This window comes from Pseudomonas sp. P9_35 (genome assembly GCF_034008205.1).
Classification (GTDB): domain Bacteria; phylum Pseudomonadota; class Gammaproteobacteria; order Pseudomonadales; family Pseudomonadaceae; genus Aquipseudomonas; species Aquipseudomonas kilonensis.
Map to the genome: position 1 here is coordinate 3650953 of NZ_CP125373.1, position 18694 is coordinate 3669646.

Below are 18694 nucleotides of genomic sequence, written 5' to 3' on the forward strand. Positions count from 1 at the left end.
TTCATTCCAGCCCGGCCAGCAATTGGCCGATGCCTTGCAAAGTAAGGATATGGTCGGGCTCGTGCAGGGCCAGCGCCGCTTCGGGCATGGTCGAGACCTGGGCTTCATCGGGGTCCTGGACCACCGTGATCCCGCCCAGCGCCCTGACCTTCGCCAAGCCACAGGCGCCATCGTTGTTGGCGCCGGTCAGCACCACGGCCAGCAATTTCTGGCCATAGACATCGGCGGCCGATTCAAACAACACATCGATGGACGGCCGCGAATGATGCACCGGTTCCTCCAGGCTCAACGACAGGCTACGGTCAGCCTCGACCGACAAGTGATAGCCAGGCGTGGCGACATACAAGGTTCCCGGCACGATGTCTTGCTTGTCCCGGGCTTCCTCCACCGGCACCGCCAGACGATGTCCGAAGACACGGGCCAGCTGGCTTTCGCGCTCGTCCGGCAAATGCAATACCACCAGGATGGGCACGCCAAAGCCTTTGCGCAGGTGTCCGAAGACCCTGAGCAACGCTTCGACGCCACCGGCCGATGCACCGACGACAATGGCCTCGATGGGCGGGTTGGATCTGTCCTTCGTCTGGTTCATAACTTGCGATAGATCCGTTCCTGTTTGACCAACGGCTCGAATCGATGGCCGTAAGCCGAGAAATCCAACGTCTCCTTACTGCCCAATACCAGGAAACCACGGTGACAAAGGGACTCATGAAACAATCCAAACGCCCGATCCTGTAGTTTTTTATTGAAATATATCAATACATTACGACAGGAAATTAACTGAGTTTCTGAAAAGACACTGTCGGTCGCCAGGCTGTGATCGGCAAAGGTCACGTTCTCGCACAGGGTTTTGTCGAACATCGCATAATCGTAGGCGGCGGTATAGTAATCGGCAAACGAGCGCCGGCCTCCGGCGGCCTGGTAGTTCTGGGTATAGGTGCGCACGTTCTCCAGGGAAAAAATCCCCTGCTTGGCTTTTTCCAACGAGCGCGGGTTGATATCGGTGGCATAGATGAGCGTGCGGTCCAGCAGGCCTTCTTCGCGCAGCAGGATTGCCATGGAGTAGACCTCCTCCCCTGTGCTGCAACCGGCGATCCAGATCTTGATCGACGGATACGTCCTGAGCAGCGGCACGATTTCCTCGCGAATGGCCAGGAAATGCGAGGGATCGCGAAACATCTCGCTGACCGGGATTGTCAGCAGTTGCAGCAACTGCATGAACGCCCCCGGGTCATGCAGCACACGCTCTTGCAAGGCCGAAATGGTCTTGCACTCGAACTGGCTCAGCGCATGGTGGACCCGGCGCTTGATGGATGCACCGGAATAATCGCGAAAATCGTAGCTGTACTTGAGGTAGATCGCTTCGATCAACAAACGAAGTTCAATGTCAGTGTCACGTTCCACTAAATTCTTTCCATATTCGGCAACCACACGCGAATCAGCGAGAACAGACGATCCAGATCGATCGGTTTGGCCAGGTAGTCGTTGGAACCCGCCGCCAGGCAGCGTTCCTGATCATCCTTCATGGCCTTGGCCGTCACGGCAATAATGGGCAGCTTGCGCCAGCGCGGGTCCTTGCGGATCAGCGCGGTGGCTTCGAAACCGTCCATCTCCGGCATCATTACATCCATCAGCACCAGGTCGATGTCGTCGAATTCGTTCAGGCGATCGATCGCCTCGAAGCCGTTACGGCCAATGACAACGATCGCCCCCTTCGCCTCCAGGGCGCTGGTCAGGGCAAAGATGTTGCGCACATCGTCGTCCACCAGCAGCACCTTGCGGCCTTCAAACACCTTGTCGCGGCTGCGGGCGGTCTTGAGCATCCGCTGCCGTTCATGGGACAACCGGGATTCGACTTTGTGCAGAAAGAGTGTCACCTCGTCCAGCAGGCGCTCTGGCGAACGGGCGCCCTTGATGATGATCGAGCGCGAATACTTGCGCAGTTCGGCCTCTTCGTCGCGTGTCAGGTTGCGCCCGGTGTAGACGATCACCGGCGGGAAGGAACAGATGTCTTCGCTGGACATGCGCTTGAGCAGGTCGTTGCCGAGCATGTCCGGTAACTTGAGGTCGATGATCATGCAGTCGTAGACGTTGGTCCGCAGCAGGTCCAGGGCTTGCTGGGCCAGGCCAACGGCGGTGATCTCGATGTCATCGTCGCCGATCAGCCGGGTAATGCTGTCACGCTGCAGGTCATCGTCTTCCACCAGCAGCACCCGCTTGACCTTCTGGGTCAGCTTGGCCTCCAGGCGGGCGAACACATCCTTGAGTTCTTCGCGGGTGGTCGGCTTGACGGCATAGCCGATGGCGCCCATTTGCATGGCGGCTTCGACGCGGTCTTCGACGGAAATCACGTGCACCGGGATGTGCCGGGTGTCGGCCTGCTCCTTGAGCCGCTGCAACACCGTCAGCCCGGAATGGTCCGGCAGGCGCATGTCCAGCAGGATCGCGTCGGGGGCCAGTTGCGAAGCCAGGTCGAAGCCTTCATCGGCACCGTGGGCCACCAGGCACTGGTACCCGAGTTCATGGGCCAGGTCGAACAGGATCCGGGCGAACTTGGGCTCGTCCTCAATCACCAGGATGCACCGGGTGCCGAACGGCGCCTTGTCGCGGTCGTCGGCAAATCGGGCAATCGGTGTATCCACTTCAGCGATCAGCGGTGCCGGTGCGGCTTTGGGCGCAGCCGGCGCTGGCGCGGTGGCCGTGGGGGTGAATGTCATCGGTTCTATCGGCGAGTCCCCGGGCTCGACATAACGCTCAGGCATTACCAGCGTAAACACGCTGCCCTGCCCCGGCTCGCTGGAAACGCAGATCGAGCCGCCCAGCAACGTGGCCAGGTCCCGGGAAATCGACAAGCCCAGGCCGGTGCCACCGTAACGACGATTGGTCGTGCCATCGGCCTGGCGGAATGCTTCGAAGATGCTTTGCTGCTGATCGGCGGCGATGCCGATCCCGGAGTCGCGCACCATGAACGCGATGCCCGAGCCCGGCTGCCCGGCCACAGACAGGCATACAGAGCCCTGTTCGGTGAACTTCACGGCATTGGACAGCAGGTTCTTGATTACCTGCTCCAGGCGCTGGCGGTCGGTGTAGAGCATCGCCGGCGCATCGGGCAGCACCTGGACCTCGAAATCCAGGCCCTTGTCGGCCGCCAACGGCTCGAACATGTCCCGCAGGCCTTCCACCAGACGCTGCACGCTGGTGTTTTCCGGGCGCACTTCCAGCTTTCCGGCCTCGACCTTGGAGATGTCGAGAATATCGTTGATCAGGTTCAACAGGTCGTTGCCAGCGGAGTAGATCGACTCGGCAAACTTGACCTGTTCCTCGCTGAGGTTCTGCTGCGGGTTTTCCGCCAGCAGCTTGGACAGGATCAGCGAGCTGTTGAGCGGCGTACGCAGCTCGTGGGACATGTTGGCCAGGAACTCGGATTTGTACTTGCTCGAACGCTGCAGCTCTTCGGCGCGCTCCTGCAACTGGATCTGGGCCAGGTTCAGTTCGCTGTTCTTCTGGTCCATGGCGTCGCGCTGATCGGCCAATTGCTCGTTGGTCTGCTCCAGTTCCTGCTGCTGGGCTTCCAGGTGGGCCTGGGATTCCTTGAGAATGCGCGACTGCTCTTCCAATTCTTCATTGGCGGTCTTGAGCTCTTCCTGCTGCACTTGCAGTTCTTCGTTCAACTGCTGGGTTTCGGCCAGCACTTCCTGCAAGCGCTGGCGATAACGCGCGGCCTCGATGGAGGTGCCGATATTGCCGGAAATCAGCTCCAGCAGCTCAATGTCGCGCTCGGTCAATGGCCGCAGGAAGCCCAACTCGATGATACCGTTGATCCGGTCATCGTCACTGGTGGGCGCCACCAGCACGCTGTTGGGCAACCCTTGCCCCAAGCCGGAGCTGACTTTCAGGTAATCGTCCGGTACGTCATCCAACCGGATGAGACGCCCCTGTCGGACGGCTTGGCCAGCGATACCCTCACCGTCGACGATCACTTGCTGCTGCGCGTCATCCTCCCGGGACAAGCCATAGCTGGCGACGCGCTTGAGCACGCCATTTTCTTCCCGCACATAGAGCGCAGCGACCGCCACACCCAGGTACTTTGCACAGAACTGCAAGATGTTGCGGCCCAACAGGTTCAGGGACAACTGCCCCAGGACCTGCTCGGCCAACTGCGTCTGGCCATTGCGCAGCCAAGCCTGCTTCTCCAGGTGCAAGGCGCTGCGTTGCTGGACCTTCAGGCTGGCGCCGTAGCTCTCGGACAAGCTCAACAGATCCCGGCGGCCGACGTAGGCCAGCAACCCGCTGACTGCGGCGACGAACAGCAGGTACAGGCCAATGCTCCAGACGGTGGTGGTGCGCACGTCCTGGCTACGCGCCGCACGCAGTTGCTGCTCGGTATCGACGATTTCCTCGAAGGTTTGGCGGATCTCGTCCGTCAAGCGCTTGCCGCGCCCGGACCTCACCGCACTCCGGTAATCCCCGCTGCTGCGTTGCAGGTCGATCATGCCCTGGGCGTACGTGGACCATTCCGTCTGGAGCGCTTGTATCTTGTGCAGCCGGTCGGTCTGGACGGGGTTGTCGGCTGTCAATTCCAGCAGTGTATCCAACGCGACGGCGATTCGCGGCTTGGCCACTTCATAGGGCTCGAGAAAGTGCTCGTCACCGTTCAACAGGTAGCCACGCATGCCGGTTTCCAGGTCCACGCTCAGCTTGAGCGCCTCATTGGCATTATTGATCACCCGGTCGGTATGCCCGACCCACTGGATCACCGACAGCAGGTACGTGACAAGGATGATAAAAAACACCGCGCTGAGGGCGCCCATGCCCAGCGGCAGGCTGATATTGCGGCTCAGGAGCTTGCGAAAACTTTGCTCGTCGACCGAAGACGAAGGAGTCATGGAAAGGGCCTTGGTGGACAGTTGAAAACCATGGAGTTTGCCCGAAAAACGGCGCTTGGATCCACATTATCTGACGAGTCAAAGGCGCAACTCCCGCGACGATCTACCTTGTAGCAAGGAAGCGACTATCCTTGTCAGCTCTTGTACTATAGATCCTTTCTTGTACAACCTTGGGAACTTGTGCCGCCTCGGAGCTTACTCATGAAAGAGGCTTTTTTTCGAGTCTCCCTCCCGCTCCCTTCTTCGAGAATGTCTACTATGTCCACCCCTCCTCCTGCCACCCAGTCCACTATCCTGGTCGTCGAAGACGATGACATTGTGCGGATGTTGATCGTCGACGTGCTGGAGGAGCTGGAATACCTAGTGCTGGAGGCGGACGGTTGTGAACAGGCGCTGGCGTTTTTGCGCAACGACGCGCAGCCCATCGCACTGATGATGACCGACGTCGGCCTGCCTGTCATGGACGGGCGCGAATTGGCGAAACAGGCCCGAGCCGTGCGGCCACAGCTGCCTGTACTGTTTGCCAGTGGTTACGCCGAAAGTATCGATGTGCCAGAAGGCATGTCGGTGATCGGCAAGCCTTTCTCCATCGATCAGCTGCGAGACAAGGTCAAACGTATTCTTTCTTGAGCCGGATCGTATTCTTGGTCACTATCGGCGCCCCGCGCGCCGACAGCGCCTGATCCGCCTCGAGGAACCCCTGCTCATGCATCACCCCACCGCCACCAAGGTCCTGGTTATCGGCTATGTCTGGCCCGAGCCGCGCTCATCGGCTGCCAGCGGGCATGTCATGCAGATCCTCGACACCTTCCTCGGGCAAGGCTGGGATATCACCTTCAGCAGTCCGGCGGGCCCCGGCGAACAGCGCGCCGACCTGGTCGCGCTGGGTATCCGCGAAGTGCCGATCGAACTCAATAGCAGCAGCTTCGACGCCTTCATCAGCGAGCTGGCGCCGGACATCGTGCTGTTCGACCAATTCATGATGGAAGAACAGTTCGGCTGGCGGGTCGAGAAGCACTGCCCCGGCGCCCTGCGGGTGCTGGAGACGTCAGACTTGCAGAGCCTGCGCCACGCCCGGCACCAGCGCTTGAAGGACCGCCTGAAGCACGATGAGGCTGGCGAGGATTTCAGCGACCTCTTCGCCCCGGCCCTGGGCGAGGAGTTCCAGCGGATGGCCGACACCGACCTGGCCAAACGGGAAATCGCTGCACTGTACCGCTGTGACCTCAACCTGATGGTGTCCGAGGTTGAAATCGAACTGTTGGTGGAACATTTCAAGTTGCCCCGCAACCTGTTGCACTGGTGCCCGTTGATGCTGGACCTGCCCGGCGAACCGTCGGCGCCGTTCGAGGACCGGGCGCATTTCCTGAGCATCGGCAACTTTCGCCACGCACCGAACTGGGACGCCGTGCTCTGGATGAAAAACGCCATCTGGCCACTGATCCGCCAACAATTACCCGGCGCGCAGCTGCACCTGTACGGTGCCTACACCCCGCCCAAGGCCGCCGCGTTGCATAACCCGGCCCAGGGTTTTCACATCATGAACTGGGCGGAGGACGCCTTGCAGGTGATGTCGGCGGCACGTATCTGCCTGGCGCCGCTGCGTTTCGGCGCCGGCATCAAGGGCAAGCTGATCGATGCCATGCTCTGCGGCACACCCAACGTCACCACGCCAGTGGGAGCCGAAGCCATGCACGGCGACATGCCCTGGCCCGGCGCGATTGCCCAGAGCGCCGAAGGCATCGCCGACGCGGCAGTGCAGTTGTATCGCGACCAGGCGCGCTGGACCCAGGCCCAGGATGCTGGCCTCGCCCTGCTGGCGAGCCGCTACCGGCAACAGGTGCACGGCCCGGCGCTGATCGACAGCATCAACGCTTGCCGGGCGGACCTGGCGCAACGACGCCGGGACAACTTCACCGGCAGCATGCTGCGTCACCACCAGCACAAAAGCACCCAATACATGTCCCAGTGGATCGAAGAAAAAAACCGCAACGGTTAGACGTCAGAGTGGCAGCCGCCTGGCGAAGGGGGCATTATCCAACGGCGATAACAATAAAAGCGCCAGGCCCATGACCCGAACAGCCAGAATCACCGACCCCTCCTACGAGTTGATGGACGACCATAACGGGTTGTCCATCATCTACCGTCAGCACGGTTTTCCCTGCCCGCTGGTGCGCTGGCATTTCCACAAGGAATACGAGCTGCACTTGATCGTCGCCAGTTCCGGCAAAGTGTTCATCGGCGACTACATCGGCAACTTCTATCCCCAGTCGCTGTTCCTCACCGGCCCCAACCTGCCCCATAACTGGATCAGCCAGGTGGCCGAGGACGAAGTGGTGCACAAGCGCGACATGCTGGTGAACTTCACCGACGAGTTGTTCGAAAGCGGCCACCAGGTATTCGCCGAACTCAAGACGGTCGCACCGCTGCTCGAGCGTGCCCAATACGGCATCGAGTTCCGCTGCAAGCGCACTATCCGCCAGGCCATGACACTGATGCAGCGCATCGCCGATTCCCAAGGTATGAGCCGCCTGGGGCATTTTTTCATCCTGATGGAGCTGCTGGCCGCCACGGATGACTACCAACTGCTTTCCGGCGCGACCTCTGCGCAAGCGGCGGACGAACACAGTGTCGATCGTACCAACCGCGCGGTGGACTACATCTTTGCCCACTACGCCCGGGAACTGTCCCTGGAAGAAGTGGCCGAGCACCTGGGCATGAAACCCACCTATTTCAGCCGGGTGTTCAAACAGGCCACCGGTCGCTGCTTCATCGAATTCGTCAATCGCCTGCGCATCAGCAAATCCTGCGAGTTGCTGGCCGACGGTGATAAACCGGTGACGGACGTGTGCTTTGAATCGGGTTTCAACAACATTTCCAATTTCAACCGGCGTTTCCAGCAACTCAAGGGCATGACCCCATCCCACTACCGGCGGCTGGCGGTGCAGCGGTTGACCGAGCAGAACCTGGGCTGACCCCCTCCCCACAAATGATTCCCCCCTCAAGAATTTTCTGCAGTGCAAAAAAGTATCAGCACAAGTGCGACGGATGATTTGTCACGCCGTCCATTGAGGGCTGTAATCAGCGCACATTCTTCCCTTCATCCGGAAGACACAAAAACAATAACTGTCCTTCTGCAGCCTTCGGGCGCGGAAAAGGAGTGCGCGATGAAACCTTCGGTAAAAGCTCTGCTTGTCTCCACCTGCATGACCCTCAGCAGCGTCAGCTTTGGCGCCCAGACCCTCACTATTGCCACGGTCAACAACAGCGACATGATCCGCATGCAAAAGCTCTCGAAAACCTTCGAGGCCGAGCACCCGGACATCAAGCTCAACTGGGTGGTGCTCGAAGAAAACGTCCTGCGCCAGCGCCTGACCACCGACATCGCCACCCAGGGCGGACAGTTCGACGTGCTGACCATTGGCATGTACGAAGCTGCACTCTGGGGCGCCAAGGGCTGGCTGGAGCCAATGAAGGACCTGCCGGCCTCCTACGACCTGGACGACGTTTTCCCTTCCGTGCGCGATGGCTTGTCGGTCAAAGGCTCGCTGTACGCCCTGCCGTTCTATGCCGAAAGCTCGATCACCTATTACCGCACGGACCTGTTCAAGAACGCCGGGCTGACCATGCCCGAACACCCGACCTGGACCCAGATCGGTGAGTTCGCCGAAAAACTCACCGACAAATCCAAGGAACAATATGGCCTGTGCCTGCGGGGCAAGGCGGGTTGGGGCGAAAACATGGCGCTCATCACCACCCTGGCCAACGGTTATGGCGCGCGCTGGTTCGATGAGAAGTGGCAGCCGCAATTCAATGGGCCAGAGTGGAAAGACGCACTCAATTTCTATGTCGACAACATGAAGAAATCCGGCCCGCCGGGTGCCTCCAGCAACGGCTTCAACGAAAACCTGGCGCTGTTCAACAGCGGCAAATGCGCGATCTGGGTGGATGCCAGCGTCGCCGGTTCGTTCGTCACCGACAAGACCCAGAGCAAGGTGGCCGATCACGTTGGATTCACCTTCGCCCCCCACGAAAAAACCGACAAGGGCACTTCGTGGATGTACTCCTGGTCCCTGGCCATCCCGACCAGCTCCAAAGCCAAGGACGCGGCCACGGTCTTTACCACCTGGGCGACGTCCAAGGAATACAGCCAATTGGTCGCCAAGACCGACGGCATTGCCAACGTACCGCCAGGCACCCGCACCTCGACCTACAGCGACGAGTACATGAAGGCCGCGCCGTTTGCCAAGGTGACCCTGGAGTCGTTGAAAGTCGCCGACCCGAAAGCGCCAACCCTCAAGCCTGTGCCCTATATCGGCATCCAGTTGGTGACCATTCCCGAGTTCCAGGCCATTGGCACCCAGGTGGGCAAGTTCTTTTCCGGCGCGCTGACCGGCCAGCAGACCGTGGACCAGGCGTTGACCGCCGCGCAGTCCACCACCGAACGCGAGATGAAACGCGCTGGGTATCCCAAGTAGAGACCTGTAGACATTCATTTGTGGCGAGGGAGCTTGCTCCCGCTGGCGGGCGAAGCCCGCCCTGGCGATCAGAAGGATTGCCTATCGGCATGGGCCCGCTGCGCGGTCCAGCGGGAGCAAGCTCCCTCGCCACAGGGAATGCGTCGCATAAGAGTAAGCACTCATGAATAGCTCAACAACAACTGCCAAAGCCTCCATCGAGATTGCCCCGCCGGCACGCAAGATCCGCCTGGCGAACCCCGGTTGGTTCCTGGTCAGTCCTTCAGTGGCCTTGTTGCTGCTGTGGATGATCTTGCCGCTGGGCATGACCGTCTACTTCTCGCTGATCCGCTACAACCTGCTCTACCCCGGCGAAAACGAATTCGTCGGGCTGGAGAACTTCACCTACTTCCTGACCGACTCGGGTTTCATGCCCGGTGCCACCAACACCTTGTTGCTGGTGGGCAGCGTACTGCTGATCAGTATCGTGCTGGGGGTATTGATCAGCGCGCTGCTGGAGGCCAGTGAGTTTTTTGGTCGCGGCATCGTCCGTGTGCTGCTGATCTCGCCGTTCTTCATCATGCCCACCGTCGGCGCGCTGATCTGGAAGAACCTGATCTTCCACCCGGTCTCGGGCATCCTTGCCTCGGTGTGGAAACTGTTCGGCGCCCAGCCAGTGGACTGGCTCGCCCACTATCCGCTGCTGTCGATCATCATCATCGTGAGTTGGCAATGGCTGCCCTTCGCGATCCTGATCCTGATGACCGCCATGCAGTCGCTGGACCAGGAACAGAAAGAAGCCGCGCGCCTGGACGGTGCCGGCCCGATCGCGATTTTCTGGCACCTGACCTTGCCGCACCTGGCCCGCCCGATTGCCGTGGTGCTGATGATCGAGACGATCTTCCTGCTGTCGGTGTTCGCCGAGATCTTTACCACCACCAACGGTGGCCCCGGCTACGCCTCCACCAACCTTGCCTACCTGATCTACAACCAGGCACTGGTGCAGTTCGACGTCGGCATGGCTTCGGCCGGTGGCCTGATTGCCGTGGTCATTGCCAACATCGCCGCCATCATCCTGGTCCGGATGATCGGCAAAAACCTCACCGACAAGCACTGAGGCCGTCGCCATGACTCTTCAACAATCCCGTCGCCTGCAAAGCCTGCTGCTGGGCACGCTGGCCTGGGCCATCGCGATCCTGATCTTCTTCCCGATCTTCTGGATGGTGCTGACCAGCTTCAAGACCGAAATCGATGCGTTCGCCACGCCGCCGCAGTTCATCTTCGCGCCCACGCTGGAGAACTACCTGCACATCAATGAGCGCAGCAACTACTTCAGCTTTGCCTGGAATTCGGTGGTGATTTCCTTCAGCGCCACCGCCCTGTGCCTGCTGATTGCGGTGCCGGCGGCCTACTCCATGGCGTTCTATGAAACCCAGCGCACCAAAGGCACGTTGCTGTGGATGCTCTCCACCAAGATGCTGCCGCCAGTGGGCGTGCTGATGCCGATCTATCTGCTGGCCAAGCAATTTGGCCTGCTGGACACGCGTCTCGCGTTGATCGTCATCTACACGTTGATCAACCTGCCCATCGTGGTCTGGATGATTTACACCTACTTCAAGGACATTCCCCGCGACATCCTCGAGGCTGCACGCCTCGATGGTGCCACGCTGTGGCAGGAAATGGTCCGCGTGCTGCTGCCGATTGCCAAGGGCGGCCTGGCCTCCACTGTGCTGCTGTCACTGATCCTGTGCTGGAACGAGGCCTTCTGGTCGCTGAACCTCACCTCCTCCAAAGCCGCGCCACTGACGGCGTTGATTGCCTCCTATTCCAGCCCGGAAGGTTTGTTCTGGGCCAAATTGTCGGCCGTCTCGACCCTGGCCTGCGCGCCGATCCTGATTTTCGGCTGGATCAGCCAGAAACAGCTGGTGCGCGGTTTGTCCTTCGGCGCGGTGAAATGAACCGTCAAAAGATCGCAGGCTTCGCCAGCTCCTACACACAGCTCACAGCCCTCGCGATCCCTGTAGGAGCTGTCGAGTGCAACGAGGCTGCGATCTTTCCCAGCCAACTGAATAAATGACAAGTGGAGGCCCATCATCATGGCCAACCTGAAAATCAAGAATTTGCAAAAGGGTTTCGAAGGCTTCTCCATCATCAAGGGCATCGACCTTGAGGTGAACGACCGCGAGTTCGTGGTCTTCGTCGGCCCGTCGGGCTGTGGCAAGTCCACGCTGCTGCGGCTGATCGCCGGCCTTGAAGAAGTCAGCGACGGCACCATCGAACTGGATGGCCGGGACATTACCGAAGTCAGCCCGGCCAAGCGCGACCTGGCAATGGTGTTCCAGACCTACGCCTTGTACCCGCACATGAGCGTGCGCAAGAACATGTCCTTCGCCCTGGACCTGGCCGGCGTACCCAAAACCGAGGTCGAGAAGAAGGTCAACGAAGCGGCACGCATCCTTGAACTGGGGCCGATGCTCGAGCGCAAGCCCAAGCAACTGTCTGGCGGCCAGCGCCAGCGTGTAGCGATTGGCCGGGCCATCGTGCGTAACCCGAAAATCTTCCTGTTCGACGAGCCGCTGTCCAACCTCGACGCCGCCCTGCGAGTGCAGATGCGCCTGGAACTGGCACGCCTGCACAAAGAGTTGCAGGCGACCATGATCTACGTGACTCACGACCAGGTCGAAGCCATGACCCTGGCCGACAAGGTGGTGGTGCTCAATGGCGGACGCATCGAACAGGTCGGCTCACCGCTGGAGCTGTACCACCAGCCGGCCAACCTGTTTGTCGCCGGGTTCCTCGGCACGCCGAAAATGGGCTTTCTCAAAGGCAAGGTCACCGGCCTGGACAGCCAGGGCTGTGAAGTGCTGCTGGACGCCGGCACGCGTATCAGCCTGCCCTTGAGCGGTGCCAACCTGAGCGTCGGCGGCGCGGTGACCCTGGGGATTCGCCCGGAACACCTGAACCTGGCGCAACCGGGTGATTGCACGCTGCAAGTCACCGCCGACGTCAGCGAACGGCTGGGCAGCGACACCTTCTGTCACGTCGTCACGGCCTCCGGCGAAGCCTTGACCATGCGCGTTCGGGGCGACCTGGCGAGCCGTTTCGGCGAGCAACTGAGCCTGCACCTGGACGCTGAACACTGCCACTTATTCGATGCCGAGGGCGTTGCGGTGACCCGCGCGCTGCGCGCCGCCGCCTGATTGCCGAGACCTGCGATGAAACTCAACCGACAAAACCTGCACAACCTCAAGCCTGACGTCGCCCTGCCCGCCTACCCTTTGGGTGACATCCGCCAGGGCATCGCCCACATCGGCGTTGGCGGTTTCCACCGGGCTCACCAGGCCTACTACACCGATGCGCTGATGAATACCGGCGCCGACCTGGACTGGGCCATCTGCGGCGTGGGCCTGCGGGCCGAGGATCGCCGTGCCCGGGATGACCTGGCCGGCCAGGACTACCTGTTCACCCTGTACGAACTGGGTGACACCGATGACACCGAAGTCCGGGTGATCGGCGCGATCAATGACATGCTGCTGGCTGAAGATGGCGCCCAGGCGCTGATCGACAAACTGGCCGATCCGCAGATCCGCATCGTCTCGCTGACCATCACCGAAGGCGGCTATTGCATCGACGACAGCAATGGCGAGTTCATGGCCCACCTGCCGCAGATCCAGCACGACCTGGCCCATCCCGAGGAGCCGAAAACCGTCTTCGGCTTCCTCTGCGCCGCCCTGGCCAAGCGCCGCGCGGCCGGCACCCCGGCGTTCACCCTGATGTCCTGCGATAACCTGCCCCACAACGGCGCCGTGACCCGCAAGGCGTTGCTGGCTTTCGCCGCGCTGCGCGACGCGGAGCTGGGGCAGTGGATCGAGCGCAATGTCAGTTTCCCCAATGCCATGGTTGATCGCATCACGCCCATGACCAGCGTGGCCCATCGCTTGCAACTGCATGACGAACATGGCATCGACGACGCTTGGCCGGTGGTCTGCGAACCGTTCGTGCAATGGGTCCTGGAAGACAAGTTCGTCAACGGTCGCCCGGCCTGGGAAAAGGTCGGCGTGCAGTTCACCGATGACGTCACACCTTATGAAGAGATGAAAATCAAGCTGCTCAACGGCAGCCACCTGGCGTTGACCTACCTGGGCTTTCTCAAGGGTTATCGCTTCGTTCACGAAACCATGAACGACCCGCTGTTCGTGCGTTACATGCGCGCCTACATGGACCTCGACGTGACGCCGCAACTGGCGCCGGTGCCGGGCATCGACCTGACCGACTACAAGAACACCCTGGTGGCGCGTTTTTCCAACCAGGCGATTGCCGACCAGTTGGAACGGGTCTGTTCGGACGGCTCGTCGAAGTTTCCAAAATTCACTGTGCCGACCATTAACCGCTTGATCGCCGACGGTGGCGAAACCCGTCGCGCGGCGCTGGTGGTGGCCGCCTGGGCCGTGTACCTGAAGGGCGTGGACGAGAATGGCGTGACGTATTCAATCCCGGACCCACGGGCAGCGTTTTGCCAGGCACTGGTGGCTGACGATGCGCTGGTGACCCAGCGGGTGCTGGAGGTGGAAGAAATCTTTGGCACCGCCATTCCCCGCTCGCCGGAGTTCGTGGCAGCATTCCAATGGTGCTGCAACAGCTTGCGCGAGCACGGGGTAACGCGAACGCTTGAGCGGATACTGGCTGACTTGAACTAAGCTCGACGCGATCTGCTCTTGTGGCGAGGGAGCTTGCTCCGGCTGGGTTGCGTCCGTAGGAACTGTGTAGGAGCTGTCGAGTGCAACGAGGCTGCGATCTTTCCCCTGACACTTGAATCTCAAGCGAAAGATCAAAAGATCGCAGGCTTCGCCAGCTCCTACAGAGCCCAGCGGGAGCAAGCTCCCTCGCCACGGGCTGTGTGTTTTCTGACCGAGCGGCTATTACCTGCTGCTATTGATCTGACGACCAAGGATTTCCATGGCAAACCAACAACTGTTCCTGGGCATCGACTGCGGCACCCAAGGCACCAAGGCGCTGATCCTGGACGCGACCAGTGGCCAGGTCCTGGGCCAGGGTGCCGCAGCGCACGCCATGATCAGCGGCCCCAACGGTCGCCGTGAACAAGACACCCAGCAATGGCTCGATGCATTCACCCAGGCGACTCACCAAGCCTTGGCAGACGCTGGGGTCGATGGCCAGGCGATCCTCGGCATCGGCGTCTCCGGCCAGCAACACGGCCTGGTGTTGCTCGATGACCAAGGCCAGGTGCTGCGCCCGGCCAAACTGTGGTGCGACACCGAAACAACGCCGGAAAACGATCGGCTCCTGGCGCACCTGGGCGGTGAAGACGGCAGCCTCGAACGCCTCGGTGTGGTGATCGCGCCGGGCTACACGGTTTCCAAACTGCTCTGGACGCGGGAGCGGCATCCCCAGGTTTTCGAACGCATCGCCAGCGTCCTGCTGCCCCACGACTTCCTCAACTACTGGCTCACCGGCCGCCATTGCAGCGAATACGGCGACGCCTCGGGAACCGGCTATTTCAACGTACGCACCCGCCAATGGGACGTGCAACTGTTACAACACATTGACCCCAGCGCACGCTTGCAAGCGGCGCTGCCAGAACTGATCGAGGCCCATCAGCCGGTCGGACGCATCCTGCCGGCCATTGCTGCGCACCTGGGCATCAACCCCGAGGCGCTGGTGGCAAGTGGTGGCGGCGACAATATGATGGGCGCCATCGGCACCGGGAACATCCAGCCCGGTGTGATCACCATGAGCCTCGGGTCCTCCGGTACGGTCTACGCCTATGCCGCCGAACCTGCGGTCAGTCCGCAGCCGTCCGTGGCGACGTTCTGCTCCTCCAGCGGTGGCTGGCTGCCGCTGATCTGCACCATGAACCTGACCAACGCCACCGGGGCGATTCGCGAATTACTGGCGTTGGACATCGACACGTTCAACGCCCTGGTGGTCCAGGCTCCGATTGGCGCCGAGGGCGTGTGCATGCTGCCGTTCCTCAACGGCGAGCGTGTTCCCGCCCTGCCCCATGCCACCGGCAGCCTGCTGGGCCTGACCACCACCAACCTGACCAGGGCCAACCTGTGTCGCGCCGTGGTCGAAGGCACGACCTTCGGTTTGCGCTATGGCCTGGACTTGCTACGAGCCAACGGACTCCAGGCCCAGAGCATTCGCCTGATCGGCGGTGGTTCGAAGAGCGCGGAGTGGCGGCAGATCGTCGCCGACACCATGGACACCACGGTCATTTGCACCGAACAGAGCGAAGCCGCTGCCTTGGGCGCGGCGATTCAGGCAGCATGGTGTCACTCGGGGTCACAGACGGATTTGGCCGAGCTGTGCGAGCGCTGCGTCAAGCTCGACCCGACCAGCGAAACCCGGCCAATCGCCGCGCATGTCGCGGCGTCGCAACATGCTTATGAACGTTATCGACAACACGTCGCAACCCTTTGAGAGCGGGAAACTATGTATTTGGTGTGTGGTGAAGCGCTGTTTGATTTTTTCAGTGAGACCGAGGCGGATGGCCCGGCCTCACAAGTGAAGTACAAGGCCATTGCCGGTGGTTCACCGTTCAACGTGGCCGTGGGGCTGCGTCGCCTGGGTGTTGAGTCGGCGCTGTTTACCGGGTTGTCCACCGACTACTTGGGCCGACGCTTGCAGCAGGTGCTGCTCAATGAAGGTGTCAGCGCCCAATACCTGGTGGACTTCGACGCACCGACCACCCTGGCGATGGTTGCCGTAGGCGCCAATGGTTCGCCCCACTACAGTTTTCGCGGCGAAGGCTGTGCGGACCGACAACTGAGCCTGGCACATCTACCGGACCTGGGCCCCGAGGTGCGCGGCTTGCATTTCGGCTCGTTCTCGCTGGTGGTCCAGCCCATCGCCGACACGCTCCTGGCCCTGATGCAACGCGAAAGCGGCCGCCGCCTGATCAGCCTCGACCCGAATGTGCGACTCAACCCGCAGCCGGATATCGAGCTGTGGCGCTCACGGATTGCGACGCTGGTGCAATATGCCGACCTGATCAAGGTCAGTGACGAAGACCTGGACCTGCTCTACCCCGCAAAGGCGCCCGAAGCGATCATTGAAGGTTGGCTGGGGAACCGCTGCCAATTGGTCTTCCTGACCCGTGGCGGCCAGGGCGCTACGGTCTTCAGTCGCCAATATGGCTCATGGTCACTCCCGTCCTGTCCGGTGAAGATCGCCGACACCGTGGGTGCAGGCGACACCTTCCAGGCCGCGCTGATTGCGTGGTTGACTGAACAACAATTGGATTCGGTCGAGGGGTTGCATACCCTGACCCGGGAACAGATCAGCGCAATGCTTGAATTCGCCATTCGCGCCGCCGCCCTGACTTGTGGCAAAACCGGGCCAGACCTGCCATACAGGCAACAATTGAACTGAATGGCGCATCGCTGCTAAAAAATCGCAGCTAAAAAACTGGACGCCGGGTTCGGACATGACCGGACCCGAGCGTCAGCCTTACAAGGACAAGGCCGTTATCAGCGGCCAGTCATCCGCTGGTGTTGCTGATGAAAGTGATTGCCAGCGGCAGGGTTGTGGTCGAGCTCGGTACGCAGCTCGGCGATCAGGTCGTTGATGGCCCGGCAACCGGTGAGCTTATTGGCATCGATGTCGGTTTTGACCAACGCCACGCGATCGGTTGCGTGATCGTCGTAAATCTTGACCGTCATCTTGAGCTCAGGTGACAAGGTGCACTGCGAGCGCTTGGGCAACAAGCTGCTTTCAATGATGTTTCGCATTTCGAGGGCAGATAGAAACATGGCGACTCTCTCCTGTTGAGGCGGCCAACTTATGTTCACGCCGGCGGTATTTTCGTCCGTTTTCTTCCCTGCGGACTGGGACTACGAATACCGTGCCGTTCGTTCGTTCGTTCTTTTTAGCGTTTTCAGTCAACGAGTTCGCCGGGCGAACTCTGGAATCATCCCGCAAGAAGTATGCCTGCATTGAAGACCTTGCCGATTGATCTGAATCAAGCGCTTAGCTTCGTCCCGCGCCGCAGAGCTCGTGCAAAATGCAAGGAAACGCTACTTTTTCCATGCAAACTGCAATCGCTTTTATCCTGTTCGCAACCTAGAGTAGCCCCTAATACGAAGACGCAAGTGGGCATCCGTCGCCTGCTTCAAAAAAAGTGTGACGTAGCGTAAAAAACTCAAAACGCGCCCACCGCCGCACGCTCGGCCACGTGGCGCAAACTGTCGAAATTGATATTGGCACCGGAATCGATCGCCACCAGCGTCTGGCCTCGCGCGCCCGTGTCTGCCACGTACTGCTTGATGCCTGCCACCGCCAGTGCGCCCGACGGTTCGGTGATGGAGCGGGTATCGTCATAGATGTCCTTGATCGCGGCGCACAGTTGATCGTTGCTCACGGTCATCACCTCATCGACACAGAAACGGCAGATATCGAGGCCATGGGCGCCGATCCGCGCCACGGCCACGCCATCGGCGAAGGTTCCCACCTCTGGCAAGGTTACTCGCTCACCGGCGGCCAGCGCCGCCTGGAGACAGGCCGAGTGCTGCGACTCGACGCCGATGATGCGTACCTCCGGACGCAGGTACTTGACGTAGGCCGCGATCCCGGCGATCAGCCCACCGCCACCGACCGGGACAAAAATCGCATCCAGCTGGCCGGGGTGCTGGCGCAGGATTTCCATGGCGACGGTGCCCTGCCCGGCGATCACGTCCGGGTCATCGAAAGGCGAGACGAACTCCCGTCCGGTCTGCTCGGCCAGGTCCAGCGCGTGCGCCAGGGCAAACGGAAAGCTTTCCCCGTGCAGAATCGCTTCGGCGCCTCGGTTACGCACGCCCAGCACCTTCAATTGCACAGTGGTCACAGGCATGACGATGCTGGCCGAAATCCCCAATTCCCGTGCCGCCAGCGCAACACCCTGGGCATGATTGCCGGCAGACGCGGTGATGACGCCACGGGCACGCTGCTCCGGGGTCAGTTGCACGAGTTTGTTGTAGGCACCGCGGATCTTGAAGGAAAAGGTCGGTTGCAGGTCTTCGCGCTTGAGCAGGATCCGGTTACCCAAGGCCTCGGACAATGCGGGAGCCGCTTGCAGCGGCGTACGCACGGCCAGCTCATAGACCGGCGCGGCGAGAATCTTCTTAACATAGTGCTCGAGCAGGGCTTGCTCGGTACGGGTAACGGTCATGGCGATCTCCTGGTTCGGGCGGAGCCCAGGAGACAGAAAGAAAAAACCCGCCTCCAGGGCGGGTTGGGTGCAGCCGTCAGCTAACCCGCCAAATAAGGAATGGCGGTAATAATGCTTGGCTGGCTGCGCAGTACGGTTGAGTTCATGCCTGGAAATTAGCGGTGTGTTGGCGGCAAGTCAAT

At 60.7% G+C, this 18694-nt stretch carries 15 protein-coding genes; 10 read left to right on the forward strand and 5 right to left on the reverse strand.

All coding sequences use genetic code 11. The features are described 5' to 3' along the window. Position 1: 1 nt before the first annotated feature. From QMK47_RS15845 to QMK47_RS15855, 3 genes are read right to left on the reverse strand one after another with little or no spacing between them, the layout of a single operon-like run. Positions 2-589: a chemotaxis protein CheB gene (locus tag QMK47_RS15845; RefSeq protein WP_253475176.1), complete on the reverse strand. Its 588-nt coding sequence runs from the start codon at positions 587-589 to the stop codon at positions 2-4. Next, the gene (locus QMK47_RS15850) at positions 586-1401 is read right to left on the reverse strand and encodes a CheR family methyltransferase (RefSeq protein WP_253475179.1); all 816 of its coding nucleotides are present in this window, start codon (positions 1399-1401) and stop codon (positions 586-588) included. The genes QMK47_RS15845 and QMK47_RS15850 overlap by 4 nt, the downstream gene beginning before the upstream one ends. Then, the gene (locus tag QMK47_RS15855; protein ID WP_320388705.1) at positions 1401-4883 is read right to left on the reverse strand and encodes a response regulator; all 3483 of its coding nucleotides are present in this window, start codon (positions 4881-4883) and stop codon (positions 1401-1403) included. The genes QMK47_RS15850 and QMK47_RS15855 overlap by 1 nt, the downstream gene beginning before the upstream one ends. 258 nt (positions 4884-5141) lie before the next feature. Here QMK47_RS15855 and QMK47_RS15860 point away from each other — a divergent pair, with 258 nt between their 5' ends. The 10 genes from QMK47_RS15860 to QMK47_RS15905 all read left to right on the forward strand — a co-directional run bounded on the left by QMK47_RS15860 (position 5142) and on the right by QMK47_RS15905 (position 16735). Then, positions 5142-5513: a response regulator gene (locus tag QMK47_RS15860; protein ID WP_320388707.1), complete on the forward strand. Its 372-nt coding sequence runs from the start codon at positions 5142-5144 to the stop codon at positions 5511-5513. A 76-nt stretch (positions 5514-5589) separates the two neighbouring features. Beyond that, positions 5590-6882 carry a glycosyltransferase gene (locus QMK47_RS15865; protein ID WP_258688202.1) on the forward strand — a complete coding sequence of 431 codons (1293 nt, stop codon included), beginning with the start codon at positions 5590-5592 and terminating at the stop codon, positions 6880-6882. 70 nt (positions 6883-6952) lie between these two features. Next, positions 6953-7858, forward strand: a complete 906-nt coding sequence (locus QMK47_RS15870; protein WP_253475190.1) for an AraC family transcriptional regulator — start codon at positions 6953-6955, stop codon at positions 7856-7858. 192 nt (positions 7859-8050) lie between these two features. Next, positions 8051-9361, forward strand: coding sequence for an ABC transporter substrate-binding protein (locus QMK47_RS15875; protein ID WP_253475193.1), 1311 nt, complete (start codon positions 8051-8053; stop codon positions 9359-9361). A gap of 163 nt (positions 9362-9524) precedes the next feature. Beyond that, the gene (locus QMK47_RS15880; protein ID WP_320388709.1) at positions 9525-10457 is read left to right on the forward strand and encodes a sugar ABC transporter permease; all 933 of its coding nucleotides are present in this window, start codon (positions 9525-9527) and stop codon (positions 10455-10457) included. 10 nt (positions 10458-10467) lie between these two features. After that, positions 10468-11298 (forward strand): carbohydrate ABC transporter permease, encoded by an 831-nt coding sequence (locus QMK47_RS15885; protein WP_214510254.1) that lies wholly within the window; start codon positions 10468-10470, stop codon positions 11296-11298. Between the two features lie 138 nt (positions 11299-11436). Further along, positions 11437-12540, forward strand: a complete 1104-nt coding sequence (locus tag QMK47_RS15890) for an ABC transporter ATP-binding protein (RefSeq protein WP_258688206.1) — start codon at positions 11437-11439, stop codon at positions 12538-12540. A gap of 15 nt (positions 12541-12555) precedes the next feature. Further along, on the forward strand, positions 12556-14037 hold the full coding sequence (locus QMK47_RS15895) for a mannitol dehydrogenase family protein (RefSeq protein ID WP_258688207.1): 1482 nt from the start codon (positions 12556-12558) through the stop codon (positions 14035-14037). Positions 14038-14296: 259 nt separating this feature from the next. Continuing rightward, complete coding sequence (gene xylB / locus QMK47_RS15900; protein ID WP_253475204.1) at positions 14297-15784, forward strand: xylulokinase; 1488 nt, start codon at positions 14297-14299, stop codon at positions 15782-15784. Between the two features lie 12 nt (positions 15785-15796). Beyond that, positions 15797-16735 (forward strand): carbohydrate kinase family protein, encoded by a 939-nt coding sequence (locus tag QMK47_RS15905; RefSeq protein WP_253475207.1) that lies wholly within the window; start codon positions 15797-15799, stop codon positions 16733-16735. 98 nt (positions 16736-16833) lie between these two features. On the opposite strand, the gene QMK47_RS15910 is transcribed toward QMK47_RS15905, so the two are convergent. Both QMK47_RS15910 and ilvA read right to left on the reverse strand, forming a co-directional pair. Further along, positions 16834-17115: a DUF1652 domain-containing protein gene (locus QMK47_RS15910; RefSeq protein ID WP_072346769.1), complete on the reverse strand. Its 282-nt coding sequence runs from the start codon at positions 17113-17115 to the stop codon at positions 16834-16836. Between the two features lie 389 nt (positions 17116-17504). Next, positions 17505-18512 (reverse strand): threonine ammonia-lyase, biosynthetic, encoded by a 1008-nt coding sequence (gene ilvA / locus QMK47_RS15915; RefSeq protein WP_320388711.1) that lies wholly within the window; start codon positions 18510-18512, stop codon positions 17505-17507. Positions 18513-18694: the final 182 nt, after the last annotated feature.